This is a genomic window from Paenibacillus sp. FSL R5-0887 (assembly GCF_038002305.1).
Lineage (GTDB): Bacteria > Bacillota > Bacilli > Paenibacillales > Paenibacillaceae > Paenibacillus_AQ > Paenibacillus_AQ odorifer.
The window spans coordinates 1,376,426-1,390,698 of record NZ_JBBOCE010000002.1 but is presented as its reverse complement, the minus strand read 5'-3'; the positions used below and the strand labels follow the sequence as shown (position 1 = coordinate 1,390,698).

Sequence of the window (14,273 nt, the reverse complement as noted above, 5' to 3'; positions counted from 1 at the left end):
GCTGGGAGGATTTTATTCTAATGGATATTTTAGTGGTTGGCGGCGGCGGCCGGGAGCATGCGATTATTTGGAGCCTGTCCCAAAGCCCCAAGGTTGGTAAAATCTATTGCGCACCCGGCAACGCCGGAATCGCGCAGCTAGCAGAATGTGTGCCTATCGGTGTGTTCGAGTTCGATCGTCTGACGGCTTTTGCCAAAGAGAAGGAAGTTGGCCTTGTCGTAATCGGACCGGATGATCCGTTAGCAGGGGGCATTGTGGATGCTTTTGAAGCACAGGCTATTCCTGTGTTTGGTCCACGTAAGAATGCAGCTGAGATCGAAGGCAGCAAAACCTTTATGAAGGATCTTTTGCACAAATATAATATTCCGACAGCAGCCTATGAAAAATTTGATGGCTATGAAGCTGCACTGGCTTACTTACGCGAGCAACCGCTGCCGATCGTAATCAAGGCAGATGGGCTTGCCGCAGGAAAAGGCGTGACCGTTGCCTATTCACGGGAAGAGGCAGAGCAGGCACTAGCTGATATTATGGTAACCAAAGTGTTTGGTGAGGCTGGCGCTCAGGTTGTCATTGAAGAGTTCCTAGCGGGTCAGGAAATGTCGATTTTGGCTTTTGTTGATGGAGAGACAGTTCGTCCGATGGCTGCCGCTCAGGATCATAAGCCCGCTTACGATGGAGATAAAGGCCCTAATACCGGTGGAATGGGTACCTATTCGCCTCTGCCGCATATCAACGAGGCGATTATCCAAGAAGCGATTGAGACCATCATTAAGCCAACAGCCAAGGCTATGGTAGCTGAAGGCCGTTCTTTCAGCGGCGTTTTGTTCGCAGGGCTGATGATTTCTCCAGAAGGTAAACCAAAGACCATCGAATTTAATGCCCGGTTTGGGGATCCGGAGACACAGGTCGTGCTGCCTAGATTGAAGAGCGACTTGTTAGAAATCTTTTTGGCAGTAACCGAGGGCAGACTTGCGGATATCGACATTGAATGGAGCGACGAAGCAGCGGTGTGCGTGGTTCTCGCTTCTGGAGGATATCCAGGCTCTTATCCTAAGGGAGTGCCGATCGAAGGGCTTGAGGACAGCCAAGGAGGGCTGATCTTCCATGCCGGTACAGCACGGGGGGCAGATGGCAGCTGGGTAACGAACGGCGGACGGGTCTTAGGCGTGGTAGGCCTGGGTGCTACGATTGCCGAAGCTCGTTCAGCAGCCTATGCTAGGGCTGAAGGAATCTCTTTTTCCGGGAAACAGAATCGCAGCGACATCGCTATGAAGGCTCTGGTATAAGGATAAAGCACTGTATCTAGCAATTTTTTGCGCTTTAAGTCCTAAAAAAGGACTGACAAGTGATAGAAGAAGTGCTATAATACTACACGTACGGGGGAAAATGTGCGGATATATACAGATAAGGGCCTTTCCGATCATGGGAAGGCCCTTTTAAATCGGAGTCCTTCAGACTTTGTGCAGTAACCTTATAAAGGATGCCTCGTGCCTGAAAATGTTGATACTTATAGTGCATACTAGCGATACGCTTATGGCGAATGGCTACTCACAGATTTAAGGGGGAATTCGTTTTGAGTAAGATTGGAAGAAATGATATGTGTCCTTGCGGAAGCGGGAAAAAATATAAGAAATGCTGCCTAGGGAAAGAAACTTCTGCAGTGGAATCCATCATGCGACTGGTAACAACGGAAGAATCCGCTGCTACTGTGGCTGTGGCCGAGAAACCAGAAGCGGCAGCAATTCCTGAAGCTAAGCTTACCCTAACTACGCTCAAAAAAAAGGTGTCACGTGATCTGAAATGGGAGCATCCGGCGCATGAACAATTGGCTCTGCATCTTATTGAGACCATGAGAGACAGCTATGACCGGGAGCTAATCTGGGAAGGTCTGGTTCTATGGAATGGTTATTCCCGTCACATCAAGCCTGCAGTGAAGAAAATGGGCTCCTTCTGTGCAGCTATCGAGTTTATCTTGTCTGAGGAATATGGATTCCTTCAAACTCAAGCTGATCTAGCGATCAAACATGAGGTTACTGCACCTACCATCTCCAGAAAAGTTAAAGAGATGCTTAATTATATCGAACAGTATGGCATGGGCGGGGCAGAGGAAGAATTACTTTTGCTCAACGCTTCAGGCACTCCGAAGGATCAGGAACAGGCTTTGCTGCAAAAAGCAATGGAAACTAAAGCATCCAATCGCCGGATCCAGCTAGCAGAAGCGGCATTGGAAGTTTATCCGGACAGTCCGGATGCCTATCTCATTTTGGCAGAGGAAGCTGAGAATGAAGCAGATGCCCGTGCTTATCTGAAAGCAGGGATGGAAGCGGGTGCGCGTGAGCTTGGAGAAGCCTTTTTCACTGAGAACAAAGGACATTTCTGGGGTCTTTACGAGACACGTTCGTACATTCGAATCTGCAAAAGCTACGCTGACTCCTGCTGGTTTAGCGGAAATGCAGAAGAAGCACAAAAGACGCTGGAGCACATTCTAGAATTGAACCCAGAAGATAACACAGGTGCACGTTACCTTCTAACGGCAACGTACCTTTACACTAATAAGCTTAAGAAGACTGAGAAGGTACTGGAGAAGTTCGGCAAGGATGCAGCAGCAACAGTAGCATATGACCGAATGGTTTTAGAATATAAGAAGAACGGGATCACTTCCCAGCTCAAAATGCTCTACCGCGTGGCGAAGAATGTGAACAAGCATGTGCCGGATTATCTGTTAGGTATCAAAAGATTGCCGCATAACCTGCCTGATTTTGTAGGCGTGGGTGACGCTAACGAGGCTATCGAATATGTTATTGTACATTCACGTTTGTGGACAAGCTTACCAGACCTGGTGAAGTGGATGCTGAAGCAACAGGACTAGTAGGTTTCATAGCGTAGGGATAGCAAATATTAGTAAGAGACTATAGGGTTCCTTTAGTCTCTTTTTCTTTATCACTGATTAGGATGCTTGAAAAAATGTCCTCGGGAGAGTATGTTACAAGAAGTAGAATAACAGATAGATAGTGAGGCGAGAGGGTTATGAGAGAAGAGGAAGACCGAATCGTAGGAATGGAAGATATTGTGCGGGCTCATCACGTACTGCGTGAAGTCATAATCCGGACACCCCTACAACGTGATGCTGTGCTGTCAGCCAAGTATGATTGTGATGTGTATTTGAAGCGCGAGGATTTGCAGATTGTACGTTCTTTCAAAATCCGCGGAGCTTATAATATGATTCGTAGTTTGTCAGCAGAAGATAGAGCAAAAGGGATTGTCTGTGCGAGTGCGGGCAACCATGCACAAGGCGTAGCCTATTCCTGTAAGGCGCTTGGAATTAAAGGCAAGGTCTACATGCCAAGCACTACGCCTAACCAGAAGGTTAAGCAGGTGCGGCGGTTTGGCGGTGAGTTTGTTGAGGTCATTCTGAAGGGAGATACCTTTGATGACGCTTATGATGAAGCACTGCAAGCTTGTATAGATCATGGGATGACGTTGATCCATCCCTTTGATGAGCCACGAATCATTGCGGGCAACGGCACCATTGCAATGGAAGTGATGGAGAGTCTGGACAACCCTGCAGACTTTATGTTCGTAACCATTGGTGGAGGCGGTCTGGCAGCGGGTATAGCCACCTATGTGAAGACAGTTAGTCCTTCTACCAAGTTGATTGGTGTGGAGCCACTCGGAGCAGCTTCTATGACGGAAGCGATTAAGCTTGGAGAAGTGGTGACTCTAAAGGAAATTAATAAGTTCGTGGACGGAGCGGCTGTAAAACGTGTTGGCGGATTGACGTACGATATTTGTTCCCGTCATCTGGATGACATCGTGATGGTGCCTGAAGGTAAAGCTTGTACCACGATTCTGGAACTATATAACGAGAATGCCATAGTGGTTGAGCCAGCAGGTTCGCTGCCTATCGCAGCGCTTGATCAATATCGTGATCAAATCCGCGGCAAAACAGTTGTCTGTATCATAAGCGGCGGCAACAACGATATTGACCGGATGCAGGAGATCAAAGAGCGTTCATTGATTTACGAAGGCTTAAAACACTATTTCATGGTGAACTTCCCGCAACGTGCAGGTGCGCTGCGTGAGTTCTTGGGCGAAATCCTTGGACCTCACGATGATATTACCCGTTTCGAGTATATCAAGAAGCATGATAAAGAAAATGGTCCCGCGCTTGTGGGCATTGAATTATTGTCAACGGATGCCTACGAACCTCTCATCGAACGGATGCAGCAGAAGGGCGTCGATTATGTAGAGATCAATAAGGATTCTAATCTCTTTAACATCCTTATTTAAGGCTCGCATCCACTTCATAATCACGTTAATGAACATAAACAAGCCCGTCCCTATTCATTTCAGGGACGGGCTTTTGTGGTTTCTTTATTAGAGAGGTAACGAAGTCTTACGATATTGCTCGACCTCATCGGTCAATTTATAGCTATTATCTTTCATTAATTTCATGAAGCTATCCAGCTTTTGTAGAAATGGGCTGTTGTCATTATTTTTGGTCAGAATACTGGAGTAAGCCTTTTGCGCCTCCAAATCCATTTCCAGATTGTCATAATGGAAGAGAGGAGTGTTATTCTGGCCGTAAAACGTATTATTCACATACATAGTATACAAGGCTTTTACAGCAGAAATTCGGTTTGATTTCGGATGATTTTGAATGAATTGCTCTTGAGATAAAGCTCTGGCTGCTACCTCAGTCCAGGCGATAACTAGCCCGTTGTCCTTGGAAGAGGGCAGGTCCGATTCGGTGGCCATAATGGTAATATAAGCGCTGATATCATTGGTGACGTATAGCTTGTACTTGCGGTAAGCCCCATAATCGATCACCGGGAAAAAAGTACCCTCAGCTGTCTCCAGCTTATATCCGCTTTCGCTGGCACTTTTCAGCAGTGTACGCAGCTGGAGATCATCAGTAATAGCAGCAAGAGAAGACATGCTGGCGCCTGCTTTATAAATGGCGGTGAGCTTCCGCTGGACAGCATTGGTACTGAATTTACTTTCCCAGGCTTGCAGCGCAGCTTTATGCAGATTCTCAAGCTTCAGCGTCATCATTGTTGCACGATACGAACCTACCGCATACATATTGGAGTTCAAATATTTTATGGCTTCGGGTAACTTGTCAGAGGTAGATAACAGCGGTAATGCAGCTTTATAGACAGCCTCTGCATGATTATTGCTAGCTGCTTGGGTTATTGCCTTAGCGCCTTCCCCAGGAGGGCTGGTAGCACCTTCGGCGTGAATAGCACTGGGCACTATGCCTAGCCCTAAGGCTATAGCTAGAACGGAGTAGAGAATATAATGCTTCTTAATCATGGAAGTTTCCCCCTATCTATCGGATGGAATAAAGTTTTCAGCCTAGGTATTTATTTTTTGAAAAATATAAATTTCAGTCCCAACCCCCCAATGATGCACAGAATTAAGCTTACCCACGGGGATATTGTAATGACCGGAAATAACCGATCGAGGAACATACCGATAAATACAGCAGCTACTGCGATGCCAATATAGATGCCAAGGCTTTTTATATCAAAAGGTTTGGCACTGGGGGCATCGCTTTCCGACAAGGAAGACATCCATTTCATAATGAGTTCAATCAAGATAATGGAGCCTACTCCCACAGCGAGCAGGGTGAAAAGGCTGATCTGTCCGAACATTCCAGGTGAATCGTCAGTCCATTGGAAGAAGAGTCCACCAATTGCCAATATCCCAAAAAGACAGGTCAGAGCTGCGCAGGGAATCATCAAGTAATAGTTCCATTTACTGCGCACCGGGCGCCCGGGAACACTGTCTATGATTTCTTTAAAATAATCGTGCGGATTCTCGCCGAATACTTGCTTGGCATTTTTCCCTTTACGTTGTTCCTTCAACAGCAGCTTGGCCGCATCCAGCAAAAGTTCTTCTCCGCGCAGGGGTTCAATTCGACTGGCCCGCACCGCAAGAATCATATCTTCTAAATAGGAGCGATTGAAGGGCGTCAACTGCTCACGTAGGGCGTTATTTTCCTTAATCATATCTTTCACTTTCATAATTTGGATGTAAACCTCCAGTGTTGTTAATCGGTATAGTCTTTAACCTAGAGTATACGTTTGCATGACAGGTCTACGCAAGGACAACCATTTCTATGGCGATATGCATAATCCTTTTAGAAGAGTGAACACTGATAATGTTGTTGCTTGATCAATATAGCATTGGGAAAGGTTGGGAGCTTTATGGAACATGAGAATAAGAAAGAACAGGGAAGATCCATGGGCAACGGTTTCGAGCCTACGCCCAATAATTCAATGGGGGATTGGGGCGGCTCCGATGGATTCAGCATGTGGGATTCCGCAGAAGATGCTCCCGAGGGCTTGCTTAAGGATTGGGAAGGCAGCCATGAAACCCATGAGATGTTTAACGACAGCTACGATTGATTAACAACCCTGGTCATTCATCTCGAAAAAACAACAGAGCAGCGATCCTCCGATACTGGGATCGCTGCTCTGTTGTTTTTTGGTGGGGTTCTGAAACCCCGGGAACCCCAGAACCCCGGGAACCCCGGAACCCCGGAACCCCGGAACCCCGGAACCCCGGAACCCCGGAACCCCGGAACCCCGGAACCCCCGGGAACTCCAGAGCTCCCAGACCCCCGGTTGTCGTAGTATCCACGATCTTTCGGACTCAGATGACGTTATTAGCCAAATTATCGCCTTTTCAGCACAGTTTCGGACCCCTGTGACGCTATTGCTCGAAAAGTAGCTCTTATTTGCTGTTTTATAGGGTGATAGCGACTATGGGGTCCGATAGAATTCAAAAAGTGTGCTAAATCTGCGAATAGGGTCTTCTGAGTCCTATAGAGCTGCTGAATCCGATGGATTCAGCAGCGGGATTTCCGCGGAAGATACCCCCGAGGGCCTGCTTAAGGATTGGCAAGGCAGCCATGAAACCCATGAAACCCATGAAACCCATGAGATGTTTAACGACAGCTACGATTGATTAACAACCCTGGTCATTCATCTCGAAAAAACAATAGAGCAGCGATCCTCCGATACTGGGATCGCTGCTCTGTTGTTTTTTGGTGGGGTTCTGAAACCCCGGGAACCCCGGGAACCCCGGGAACCCCGGGAACCCCGGGAACCCCGGAACCCCGGAACCCCGGAACCCCGGGAACTCCAGAGCTCCCAGACCCCCGGTTGTCGTAGTATCCACCATCTTTCGGACTCAGATGACGTTATTAGCCAAATTATCGCCTTTTCAGCACAGTTTCGGACCCCTGTGACGCTATTGCTCGAAAAGTAGCTCTTATTTGCTGTTTTACAGGGTGATAGCGACTATGGGGTCCGATAGAATTCAAAAAGTGTGCTAAATCTGCGAATAGGGTCTTCTGAGTCCGATGAAGCTACTGAGTCCGCTGGAGCTACTGAGTCCGCTGGAGCTACTGAGTCCGCTGGAGCTACTGAGTCCGCTGGAGCTACTGAGTCCGCTAGAGCTACTGAGTCCGCTGGAGCTACTGAGTCCGATGAAGCTACTGAGTCCGAAGGAACTGCTGAGTCCGATGAAGCTACTGAGTCCGCTGGAGCTACTGAGTCCGCTGGAGCTACTGAATCCGAAGGAGCTACTGAGTCCGCTGGAGCTACTGAGTCCGCTGTAGTTTCTGAGTCCGAAGTAGCCGCTGAGTCCGATGAAGCTACTGAACTCGAGGGAGCAGCTGAGTCCGAAGGAGCTACTGAATCCGATAGAGCTGCTGAATCCCGGATTGGCGGTTTCAATCCACTCGACGTGGGAGCCCCAGAGTCATGTTCATATCTTACGGGACACCCTGTTTGTCGCGCAGACTCTAATGCCCAAATACTCCGTGCGTTTATTAAGAATTGTCCCCTTGCTGTTGACAATATGAACGAAATCTTTATAATTAGATTATAATTCATACTAAGTTAATCGGAATTCTAATAAATTAAAATAAATTAAATTATAAATATAATTATAGGAGGATGCGGCAATGGAACGGAATATTGTAATCCGGCATAACGGAGAAGAATTGACGGCGAGCATACATTACCCGAACAAAGAGAAGGGAACCTCTTCGCGTTGCAAGGATAGACTGCCATTAGCCGTGATCTGCCACGGATTTGTGGGGAATCGTATTGGCGTAGACCGGATTTTTGTGAAGGCTGCTCGTGAGCTGGCACAAGAGGGATATATGGTTATTCGTTTTGATTATGTGGGCTGCGGCGAGAGCAGCGGGAATTATGGCGGCGAAGATATGGAATCGATGATCGCTCAGACTAGAGCGGTGCTTGATTACGGAATTAGCTCTGCTGATGTGGACCCACAGCGCGTGACGCTGATTGGCCATAGCCTCGGTGGCGCGGTGGCGCTGCTGACAAGTATTCGCGATCGCCGCGTGAAGAATCTCGTGTTATGGGCCTCTGTTGGTTATCCTTTCAATGATATTGTGAAAATTGTAGGGCGGGAGGCGTATGATCGTGCTGTGAAGAATGGATCAGCCGATTATGTGGGCTACTCGTTTACGCCGGTATATTTTAATTCTTTGGCGGCTTTTCAGCCCTTCCAAGAAGCGAGCAAATTTAGCGGAGATGTACTCGTCATTCATGGCACCTCTGATGATGTCATTCCGGTGGATTACGCTTTTCTTTACCAGAAGCTGTTCTGGACACGTCCCGAAGGACGTTGCGATAAAGAGATCATTTTTCAAGGGGATCACACCTTTTCTTCTGGACCGGCGCAGCAGCAGCTGCTTAAGCGGACTATAGAATGGATGAACGAACAAGAGCATCTGCAGACAGAGTGGCAGAATTGGATGATTTAGGAGAAGGTTTTTATTCGCATTAACTTGCAATAAGCGGTAAAATAAAGATGCACACCATATACTGGGTTATGGAGGTTGGCATCCTATGAAATTACCGTCATTTTTTATTGCGCACGGTTCTCCGCTCCTCGCACTGGAGGATAACGAGTATACCCGTTTTCTGGAGCGGCTTGGTCAAGAACTTGAAGCGCCACGCGGTATAGTAGTTTTCTCAGCGCATTGGGATAGCCCTGAACAGCTACTTACCGTTGATGAACTGCACGAGACACAGCATGACTTCTACGGATTCCCTGAAGAAGTTTACACGCTGACCTATCCGGCCCCGGGCGATCCGGCCCTAACAAGACGGATTTCTGAGCTCTTCAAGGATAACAATCTATCACATCAGCCCGTTCTGGGGCGAGGACTCGATCATGGAGTCTGGGTGATACTGAAAAAAATGTTCCCGAACGCCGACATTCCGGTAGTTGCTTTATCCGTCGATTCCCTGCGCTCTCCCAAGGAGCAGTACAATATCGGGCGGATGTTAGCACCGCTTCGTGACGAAGGCATACTGCTGATTGGAAGCGGTGGACTTGTTCACAACTTGCGGATGCTAAGTGAAAGTGAGCAGCCTGAGGATTGGGCACTTGAATTCGATGCCTGGATTGCCAAGGGACTAGAAGCCTGGGATTTGCCTTCACTTTTTGCGTATGAGAAAAAAGCTCCACATGTACGCGATGCGGTTCCTTCTTATGGAAGAGAGCATTTTGCACCTCTCTTTTACGCGATGGGAACAGCGGATGGCAGCAGGAAGGCAGAGCGGATTTTTCAGGCTTATCAGTATGGGACATTAAGTCTTAATTGCTGGAAGCTAGACTAACTGAATGAATAAGAGACCCGCAGGGTGCAGCCCCAATGGCTGTACCCTTTTTTTAATATAAGAATTTATCTATTCCATGATATAAAATTTCCTTATGCTCGCTATGAAAAAAGGGAGAAGGTGATCAAGACAAATGGGACTGACTGTGATTAAATGGAAGGAATCAGTGAGTTTCATAAAACGTTTAGGAGGAACTACAAGCTTATGAAAGTAAATTGCTCTTCTTCCCGTCTGTTATCTGCCATTGTATTGACCACCCTATTGCTCTCCGCTTGCGGAACACAGAGTGCAAATAATGAGATCACCCCGACACAGCAGCCTACCGCAGAGCCCACGCCTATCGAAACGATTCAACCCTCACCTACCATTGATCCCGCTGCTGAGCTCGTATCCGGATTAACAGGTCTTCCAGTTTCTGAAGACAGTCTTCCACGTCCCTTGGCCGTAATGATAAATAATGCTCCTGCCGCCCGGCCGCAATCGGGGGTTAGTGAAGCAGATATTTTGTATGAGATTCTTGCCGAAGGTGGCATCACACGTTTGATTGGTATTTTTCAGAGCCATACAGGTGTGGTGAAAATCGGACCGATTCGCAGCATCCGCCCCTATCTGCTGGATATTGGCGAGAGCTACGGTGGTGTGACGGTGCATGCCGGAGGGAGTCCGGCGGCTTATGCCATTTTGCAAAAAGAGAAAAAAGAAGATATGGACGAGATCGGCCGTGCCGGAGCTTATTTTTGGCGGGATAAAGCGCGAAAAGCACCACATAACCTGTACAGCAACGCAGCCAAACTGCGGGAAGGTGCCGAGAAGCTTGGGTTTGCGCAAAGTGTGAAGGTACCCGGGTATCTTTTTAACAATCCAGATTACATACCGGCGGACGGAGAGAAAGCCGCTGAATTTAGCATAAACTATCTGCTCAAAAGTTATAAAGTTGACTATAAATATGATCCTAAACGTCAGACCTATCAGCGTTATGTGAATGACAAACCTCATTTGGATCTAAATAACGATAATCCGGTGGAAGCGGCCAATGTGATGGTTATAGGAGCCGATCACAAAGTGCTTGATGATGTCGGAAGACTTCAGATTGATGTGGAGCTTGGCGGGGAAGCGTTGCTTTTTCAGCGGGGACAGGTCACCAAGGGCAGATGGTCGCGTGAACCAGGGGATGTGATCCGCTTTGTGAGGGATGGAAAAGAAGAGCTGATGTATCCAGGAATTACCCATATTTTGGTGGTCCCTAATGCGCCTTCATTTAGCAGCCATGTGGTATATGGCGGGGCGGATGGTACAACATAAGAAAGTCGGAATATCCAGTGTTATACAGATTTGTGTTCGGAATAATGGGTATGTGTTAATAGAGTGTAAAAAAGTTCATTTCTATAGCTTCTATACCTTGTACGGATATGATAAGATAACAAGGGTTGTCATTCATTTTCATGCTTTTTACATATGAGTGGCTCTGTATTCACGGTAATTTTATGTAAAGGGGTTTAAAACAATGAAGTTGAGAAAAAAGGACATATTCTTTGAGACGCTGGAAAATATGGCCGATACTATTGTCCAAGCTGCAGATTATTTTGCTCAGAATATCACTGATCTCCGGAATAATGTCGATAATTTCGCTGCAGAGATGAAAAAGTACGAATCCCAATGTGATACTTACACGCACACCGTCATCAAAGAATTGAACAAGACGTTTATTACGCCGCTTGAACGTGACGACATTATGGACTTGATCACAAGCATGGATGATGTCATCGATGGTCTGGAGGCATCCGCCTCACGTTTCTATATGTACAACCTTCTTGACCCGGATGAATACATTGTGCAATTCGCCGAAATTCTTCGCCAGTGTGCTTATGAAATCCAAAAAGCGGTTCATTTGCTCTCCCAGAAGAAATTGTTGGCGATCCGTGAATATACAATCCGTCTGAATGACCTTGAGAATCAAGGGGACGAAGTGCTGCGTATTTGTACTAAGGTCCTGTTCGAAACTGTAAAAGACCCGATTGAGCTGATTAAACGCAAGGAACTGTATGAGCGGCTCGAGACCACTACAGACAAATGTGAAGATGTAGCCAACATGTTGGAATCGATCATCATGCGCAACTCATAAGGGGTACTAGAATATGGAAACATCTATATGGATTCTTGGAATTGTTATATTTCTCGCGCTTGCGTTTGACTTTATCAATGGATTCCATGATACGGCCAACGCAATTGCTACCTCTGTCTCAACACGTGCCTTAAAACCGCGAACAGCAATTATTATGGCAGCACTGATGAACTTTGTTGGGGCCTTGATGTTTACAGGTGTGGCCAAAAAAATCGGCGGAAGTATCACCGACCCGACCTTGCTTGAAAATGGGTTGGATATCATAATAGCCACGCTGATTGCTTCGATTATTTGGAATTTGATTACTTGGTGGCTCGGAATTCCATCCTCATCGTCTCATGCACTGATCGGCGCTTTAGCGGGTGCAGTATACGTGGGGGCAGGCTCAGCACACATCAATTGGGGCGGGTTTGTGGAAATTGTCGAAGGACTGATTTTCTCCCCAATCATTGCGTTTGTTATTGGTTATATTATCATGACCATCCTGAAATGGATCTTTGCTAAGCGTAGTCCACATACGGTCAACAAGGGCTTCCGCTCTATGCAGGTCCTTACGGCAGCGTTACAGTCGTTCACACATGGTACGAATGATGCGCAAAAAGCGATGGGGATCATTACTTTTGCACTCGTTACCTCAGGACGTCAAGAAACTATGGATGTTATCCCTTTGTGGGTTAAGATAGCTGCAGCTACGGCTATGGCGCTCGGTACCTCCATCGGTGGTTGGAAGATTATTAAGACTATGGGTACGAAGATTTTCAAAATCGAACCTATTAACGGTTTCGCGGCTGATATTTCCGCGGCATCTGTTATTTTCTCAGCAACGCTGCTGCATTTGCCAGTAAGCTCAACGCATGCGATCACATCAGCGATCCTTGGGGTAGGCTCTGCCAAACGTTTCTCTGCAGTGAAATGGGGAGTAGCCGGACGTATTGTGGTCACTTGGTTCATCACGATTCCAATCAGTGCGGTATTAGCAGGTCTGATTTTCAAAATCATTTTTTAAACACCCTTTAATAAAGATGTCAGTTAGCCATTGGGCTGCGGACATCTTTTTTTGTTGTTTGGACATGAGGATAATGAAGAATATACGGTATAAATCCCGTAGAAATGACGAAGTTTGGCGCTGGAGGGGGAATGTACGGTATAAATCCCGTAGAAATGACGGAGTTTGGCGTTGGAGGGGGAATGTACGGTACAAATCCCGTAGAAATGACGAAGTTTGGCTATGGATGGGGATTGTGCGGTATATATCCCGTAGAAATGACGAAGTTTGGCGTTGGAGGGGGAATGTACGGTATAAATCCCGTAGAAATGACGGAGTTTGGCGTTGGAGGGGGAACGTACGGTATATATCCCGTAGAAATGACGAAGTTTGGCGTCGGAGGGGGAATGTACGGTATAAATCCCGCTGAATTTACCAAATTCGGGGTGGTGACAAAAAGAAGAGCATAAATGCCCTAGAATTAGGGACACTTCGTCGAAGAAGCAGAAATAAAGGCATAAATGCCTTAGAATGGGTGAACTAGCGTCGAAGAAGCAGAAATAAAGGCATAAATGCCTTAGAATTAGTGGAATAGCGTCGAAGAAGCAAAAAGAAAGGCATAAATGCCTTAGAATGATGGAACCTGACTTGTATGAGGTTGGACCAGCCCAACTTAACACATTTCAAGGGAACCCAGCGCGCCTAAATCCAGTTCATCGTAACGTAACCTAGCACAATTTAAATCAGCCCAGTCCAACTTACCTCATTTCAGCAGAATCCAGCGCACCGAAGTCCAGCCCTGCACAAAGTAACCTAGCCCAAATTAACTAAGCCCAGTCCAAGTTACCTTATTTCAGCAGAATCCAGCGCACCGAAGTCCAGCCCTGCACAAAGTAACCTAGCCCAAAATAACTCAGCCCAGTCCAACTTACCTCATTTCAACGGAATCCAGCGCACCTTAATCCAGTCCATCGTAACGTAACCTGGCACAAAATAACTCAGCCCAGTCCGACGTAACACATTCCAACGGAATCCACCGCAACACAGTCCAATCTTGCGCAAAGTAACTAGTCCAACCCAACCCAACCCAACCCAACCCAACCCAACCCAACCCAACCCAACCCAACCCAACCCAACCCAACCCAACCCAACCCAACCCAACCCAACCCAACCCAACCCAACCCAACCCTTACCTTTCTCCATGCTTTTCTGCCGTCGAAGAATATCGCCTTATTTCCATTATCCTTTCTGCCCGGAACTTTACAGGTAAGATGCAAGAATTGCATCCCAATCCCACAAATCACTACCAGCCCAAAGTAAAACATATGTTACTTACGTTAAATGAACGCGAGGAGATGGACTCAACCTTTTGCGAATTCAAGTTCAGCTTGCTTACGATCGAAGGGTTGTTTACCATCCCTAATGAGCACTTTTTCACCAACTAATTAGTAAAAATAGCGATAGTAATTCACAGCTATGAATTCATCTCACTCAT

The 14,273-nt window shown here is 46.9% G+C and carries 14 protein-coding genes; 11 read left to right on the top strand and 3 right to left on the bottom strand.

The annotated features are described in order from the left end of the window. Positions 1 to 20 precede the first annotated feature (20 nt). From purD to ilvA, 3 genes are all read left to right on the top strand, one after another. Positions 21 to 1,286 carry a phosphoribosylamine--glycine ligase gene (gene purD, locus MKY14_RS24085; RefSeq protein WP_340397708.1) on the top strand — a complete coding sequence of 422 codons (1,266 nt, stop codon included), beginning with the start codon at positions 21 to 23 and terminating at the stop codon, positions 1,284 to 1,286. 287 nt (positions 1,287 to 1,573) lie between these two features. Continuing rightward, positions 1,574 to 2,869: an SEC-C metal-binding domain-containing protein gene (locus tag MKY14_RS24080; protein WP_076279484.1), complete on the top strand. Its 1,296-nt coding sequence runs from the start codon at positions 1,574 to 1,576 to the stop codon at positions 2,867 to 2,869. Positions 2,870 to 3,027: 158 nt separating this feature from the next. Beyond that, positions 3,028 to 4,290, top strand: coding sequence for a threonine ammonia-lyase IlvA (gene ilvA / locus MKY14_RS24075; protein WP_076104158.1), 1,263 nt, complete (start codon positions 3,028 to 3,030; stop codon positions 4,288 to 4,290). Positions 4,291 to 4,377: 87 nt separating this feature from the next. Here ilvA and MKY14_RS24070 read toward each other — a convergent pair whose 3' ends face one another. Then, complete coding sequence (locus tag MKY14_RS24070; protein ID WP_340397710.1) at positions 4,378 to 5,316, bottom strand: hypothetical protein; 939 nt, start codon at positions 5,314 to 5,316, stop codon at positions 4,378 to 4,380. A gap of 50 nt (positions 5,317 to 5,366) precedes the next feature. Then, positions 5,367 to 6,029, bottom strand: coding sequence for a DUF1129 family protein (locus MKY14_RS24065; RefSeq protein WP_076187230.1), 663 nt, complete (start codon positions 6,027 to 6,029; stop codon positions 5,367 to 5,369). 183 nt (positions 6,030 to 6,212) lie between these two features. On the opposite strand from MKY14_RS24065, the gene MKY14_RS24060 reads away from it, so the two are divergent. The 8 genes from MKY14_RS24060 (at position 6,213) to MKY14_RS24025 (ending at position 13,248) form a co-directional block, all read left to right on the top strand. Then, positions 6,213 to 6,413 (top strand): hypothetical protein, encoded by a 201-nt coding sequence (locus MKY14_RS24060; protein ID WP_036680885.1) that lies wholly within the window; start codon positions 6,213 to 6,215, stop codon positions 6,411 to 6,413. A 959-nt stretch (positions 6,414 to 7,372) separates the two neighbouring features. Next, a complete protein-coding gene (locus MKY14_RS24055) occupies positions 7,373 to 7,630 on the top strand; it encodes a hypothetical protein (RefSeq protein ID WP_340977530.1) in 258 nt (85 codons plus the stop codon). Between the two features lie 348 nt (positions 7,631 to 7,978). Continuing rightward, positions 7,979 to 8,809, top strand: a complete 831-nt coding sequence (locus tag MKY14_RS24050; RefSeq protein WP_076195105.1) for an alpha/beta hydrolase family protein — start codon at positions 7,979 to 7,981, stop codon at positions 8,807 to 8,809. A gap of 85 nt (positions 8,810 to 8,894) precedes the next feature. Beyond that, positions 8,895 to 9,671 carry a DODA-type extradiol aromatic ring-opening family dioxygenase gene (locus MKY14_RS24045; protein WP_038568677.1) on the top strand — a complete coding sequence of 259 codons (777 nt, stop codon included), beginning with the start codon at positions 8,895 to 8,897 and terminating at the stop codon, positions 9,669 to 9,671. Between the two features lie 204 nt (positions 9,672 to 9,875). After that, positions 9,876 to 10,973 (top strand): DUF3048 domain-containing protein, encoded by a 1,098-nt coding sequence (locus MKY14_RS24040; RefSeq protein WP_076104156.1) that lies wholly within the window; start codon positions 9,876 to 9,878, stop codon positions 10,971 to 10,973. A 202-nt stretch (positions 10,974 to 11,175) separates the two neighbouring features. Further along, positions 11,176 to 11,793 carry a DUF47 domain-containing protein gene (locus MKY14_RS24035; protein ID WP_036686871.1) on the top strand — a complete coding sequence of 206 codons (618 nt, stop codon included), beginning with the start codon at positions 11,176 to 11,178 and terminating at the stop codon, positions 11,791 to 11,793. 13 nt (positions 11,794 to 11,806) lie between these two features. After that, positions 11,807 to 12,799, top strand: coding sequence for an inorganic phosphate transporter (locus MKY14_RS24030; RefSeq protein ID WP_036686873.1), 993 nt, complete (start codon positions 11,807 to 11,809; stop codon positions 12,797 to 12,799). A gap of 131 nt (positions 12,800 to 12,930) precedes the next feature. Then, positions 12,931 to 13,248 carry a hypothetical protein gene (locus MKY14_RS24025; protein ID WP_340977529.1) on the top strand — a complete coding sequence of 106 codons (318 nt, stop codon included), beginning with the start codon at positions 12,931 to 12,933 and terminating at the stop codon, positions 13,246 to 13,248. Positions 13,249 to 13,711: 463 nt separating this feature from the next. On the opposite strand, the gene MKY14_RS24020 is transcribed toward MKY14_RS24025, so the two are convergent. Then, the gene (locus tag MKY14_RS24020; RefSeq protein WP_340977528.1) at positions 13,712 to 13,981 is read right to left on the bottom strand and encodes a hypothetical protein; all 270 of its coding nucleotides are present in this window, start codon (positions 13,979 to 13,981) and stop codon (positions 13,712 to 13,714) included. Between the last annotated feature and the right edge of the window lie 292 nt (positions 13,982 to 14,273).